Here is a 3,596-nt window from a genome sequence, read left to right as displayed (position 1 = left end):
GCCCGATCAGCGCGCGGATCAGGGTGGTCTTGCCCATGCCGTTGCGCCCGAGCAGACCCACCACCTCGCCGGCCTGCATGGCCAGATCGATGCCGAAGAGCACCTGACTCGGGCCATAGGCCACCTCGAGTCCACGGACACTGAGCAAGGGCTCGTTCACGGGAGCGCCTCATCACCCAGATAGGCGCTGATCACCGCCGGGTCGGCGCGGATCTCGGCCGGCGTGCCGCAGGCGATCACCCGGCCGCCGACCAGCACCGAGATCCGGTCGGCAAGCTGGAACACGGCCTGCATGTCGTGCTCGACCAGCAGCACCGTGGCTCGCCCCTTCAGGCGCTCGATCAGCGCGACCATGGCGGCCGATTCCTGCGCGCCCATGCCCGCGAGCGGCTCGTCGAGCAGGAGCAGCTGCGGGCCGGTGGCCAGGGCCAGCGCGACCTCCAGCGCCCGCTGCTCGCCATGGGAGAGATCGTCGCTGAGGCTGGCCTCGCGCCCGCTGAGCCCGACCTGCGCGAGCACGGCGCGGGCCTGATCGAACAACGCCGACTCGCGGGCCACCGGGCGCCAGAACGACAGGCTCGAGCCCTGCGCCGCCTGCACCGCCAGCGCCACGTTCTGCAGTGCGCTCAGGCCACGAAACAGCCGGGTGATCTGAAACGAGCGGGCGAGCCCCAGGCGCACCCGGCGATGGGCAGGCAGCCGCGCGATCTCGTGGCCCTGGAAACGGATGGAGCCGGCATCGGGCAACAGCGTGCCGGCGATCTGCGCCAGCAGACTGGTCTTGCCGGCGCCGTTCGGGCCGATCAGGGCGTGGATCTCGCCGCTGTTCACGCTCAGGGTCGCGCCGTCGGTGGCGGCGAGCGCACCAAAGCGCTTGACGAGCGCGGTGACCTCCAGCAGCGCAGGCCCGGCCATGACTCAGTGCGGCCCACGCGCGCCAGCGCGTCGCCTGGCGGCAAGCCCGGCCAGACCCCGCGGGGCGAACAACACCACCGCCAGCAGCAGCCAGCCGACCCAGAACTGCCAGTGGATGGTGTAGAGCGAGAGGGTCTCTTCGAGCAGGAGCAACGCGGCTGCGCCGAGCAGCCCACCCCAGCGCGAGCCGACGCCGCCCAGGATGACCATGACCATGAGCGTGCCCGACTGTGTCCAGTAGAGCAGGTTGGGGTTCACATAGCGCTGCTGGTTGACCATCAGCGCGCCGGCCAGCCCGCCGAGAGCACCGCCGATCACGAACAGCAGCAGCTGGTATCGGGCCACCGGAAAACCGATCGATTCCGCACGGGTCTCATCGAGCCGGATGGCACGGATCGCCTGGCCAAATCGCGACTCATCGAGACGCTGCAGCCCCACCAGCAGCACGGTGAGCACCGCGAGCACCAGCAGGTAGAAGTGCAGATCATTGCCGAGGTCGATGCCCATGCCGAACGAGGAGCGGGCCGACAGGTTGATACCCTCGTCGCCCCCCCAGGCCTTGATCGAGTTGGCAAGGTAGAACAGCATCTGCGCAAAGGCGAGCGTGATCATGATGAAGTACACGCCGCGGGTGCGCAGCGAGATCGCGCCGATCAGCAAGGCGGCCAGCGCGGCCACCGCCACCGCCATCGGAAAGGCCACCCAGCCGCTGCCCAGGCCGGCAATCGAGAGCACCGCCACCGTGTAGGCGCCCAGTCCGAAGAAGGCCGCGTGTCCGAAGGAGATCAGGCCACCGTAGCCCAGCACGAGGTTCAGGCTGGTGGCCGCGATGGCATAGACGCCGATGCGCGCAGCCACGCTCAGGTAGAACTCCTGGCCGAGGGCCAGCGCCGCGAACGGAAATGCGAGGCCTGCGCCCAGCATCAGCAGCGGCCACACGGCGGGAAAGGCGCCTGCTCTCATCCCCGCGCCGGGAACAGCCCCTGGGGCCGAAGAAAGAGCACCGCCGCCATCAGCAGGTAGACGATCACCGAGGCGATGGCAGGCCCGGCCGCGCTGGCCATCTGCGGCGGCAGGAACTCGCGGAACAGGTGCGGCAGCAGGGTGCGGCCCAGGGTGTCGACCAGCCCCACCAGCAAAGAGCCGACCAGCGCCCCGCGCACCGAGCCGATGCCGCCGATGACGATGACCACGAAGGCGAGGATCAGGATGTTCTCGCCCATGCCGATCTGCACCGCGAACAGCGGCCCGAGCAGGGCTCCGGCCACCGCGCACAGCGCGGCGCCAACGCCGAAGACGGCGGTGAACAGACGCGGAATGTTCACGCCCATGGCCTGCGCCATGTCGCGATTGGATGCGCCTGCTCGAACCCACGCGCCGATCCGGGTACGGGCCACCAGCCCATAGAGCGCGAGCGCGAGCACCAGCCCGACCGCGATGATCAGCAGTCGATAGGCGGGGTAAGGCAGGCCCGGCAGGATCTCGACCGGGCCGGCGAGTGCGGGCGGCGCCGACAGCGGCAGATCCGAGCCCCAGATCATGCGCACCGACTCGTTGAGGATGAGGATCAGGGCAAAGGTGGCCAGCACCTGCGAGAGGTGATCGCGGGCATACAGGCTGCGCAGCAGGGTGGACTCGATGATCATGCCCACCACCGCGGTGGCCGGTACCGCGAGCAGCACGCCAGCCAGGAATGAACCGGTGAGTTCCACCAGCCACGCTGCCATGAAGGCCCCGACCATGTACAGCGAGCCATGGGCGAGGTTGATCATGTCCATGATGCCGAACACCAGGGTGAGCCCGGCAGCCAGCAGGAACAGCATCAGGCCGAACTGCAGGCCATTGAGGGCCTGCTCGATGATCAGCAGGGCGGACATGGCGCCCTGCCCTCAGGGCATCTTGCAGTCCTGCACGTAGGCGTCACCGTGCTGACGGAAGATCGGTTCGCCCAGCGACTTGTTCACGAGGCGCCCCTGGTTGTCCTTGCCCACCACCCGCAGGTAGTAGTTCTGGATCGGGTAGTGGTTGGTGTTGAACTTGAACTCGCCCCGCACCGAGGCAAAACGCGCGGCGCGCAGCGCCTTGCGAACCGCATCCTTGTCCTCGACCTTGCCCTTGACATCGCGGACCGCGGCGTCGATCAGCAGCGCGGCGTCATAGCCCTGCGAGGCGAACACCGAGGGCAGGCGCTTGTACTCCTTCTCGAACTCGGCGACGAAGCGGCGATTGGCGGCATTGTCGAGGTCGAGCGCCCAGTGCGCGGCATCGAAAAGGCCGAGCATCGAGTCACCCACCGGGCGGATGATGTCCTGGTCGGAGCCAAAGCCCGGCACCAGCAGCGTGGTGTCGCGCGAGAGGCCGGCAGCCACGAACTGCTTGATGAAGTTGATGCCCATGCCGCCCGGCAGGAACACATAGAGCACCTCGGGCTTGGCGGCGCGGATCTCGGCGAGCTCGGCAGCATAGTCGAGCTGGCCGAGCTTGGTGTACACCTCGGCGGTGATGTTGCCCTTGAAGTGCCGCTTGAATCCCGCCAGCGAATCCTTGCCCGCCTGGTAGTTGGGTGCCAGCAGGTAGGCGTTCTTGTAGCCCTTGCGCGTGGCGTGCTGGCCGGCCGCCTCGTGGTAGGCGTCGTTGGGCCAGGACACCGCGAAGAACCAGGGGTTGCAATCCTTGCCGGC

5 protein-coding genes are annotated in these 3,596 nt (G+C 68.2%); all 5 read right to left on the bottom strand.

Annotated elements, in window-relative coordinates; genetic code table 11:
* Nucleotides 1–148 (bottom strand): ATP-binding cassette domain-containing protein (locus tag AC2H6A_RS18715; RefSeq protein ID WP_484275232.1); only part of this gene is annotated, 148 nt, incomplete at its 3' end.
* A gap of 8 nt (nt 149–156) precedes the next feature.
* Entirely contained in the window at nt 157–915 is a 759-nt protein-coding gene (locus AC2H6A_RS18710) for an ABC transporter ATP-binding protein (protein WP_484275231.1), read from the bottom strand.
* 3 nt (nt 916–918) lie between these two features.
* Nucleotides 919–1,878, bottom strand: a complete 960-nt coding sequence (locus AC2H6A_RS18705) for a branched-chain amino acid ABC transporter permease (protein WP_484275230.1) — start codon at nt 1,876–1,878, stop codon at nt 919–921.
* Entirely contained in the window at nt 1,875–2,792 is a 918-nt protein-coding gene (locus AC2H6A_RS18700) for a branched-chain amino acid ABC transporter permease (protein ID WP_484275229.1), read from the bottom strand. Before AC2H6A_RS18700 ends, AC2H6A_RS18705 begins: the two co-directional genes overlap by 4 nt.
* Before the next feature lie 12 nt (nt 2,793–2,804).
* On the bottom strand, nt 2,805–3,596 hold a 792-nt coding region (locus AC2H6A_RS18695), incomplete at its 5' end, for an ABC transporter substrate-binding protein (protein ID WP_484275228.1).

The sequence above is a fragment of the Quisquiliibacterium sp. genome (genome assembly GCF_982640115.1).
The sequence above is the reverse complement of the archived record's forward strand: the minus strand, read 5'-3'. Positions and strand labels throughout refer to the sequence as shown.

Excerpts from the sequence above, each read along its gene's own strand:
- AC2H6A_RS18710 (WP_484275231.1), bottom strand. The coding sequence starts at position 915 with ATGGCCGGGCCTGCGCTGCTGGAGGTCACCGCGCTCGTCAAGCGCTTT.
- AC2H6A_RS18705 (WP_484275230.1), bottom strand. The coding sequence starts at position 1,878 with ATGAGAGCAGGCGCCTTTCCCGCCGTGTGGCCGCTGCTGATGCTGGGC.
- AC2H6A_RS18700 (WP_484275229.1), bottom strand. The coding sequence starts at position 2,792 with ATGTCCGCCCTGCTGATCATCGAGCAGGCCCTCAATGGCCTGCAGTTC.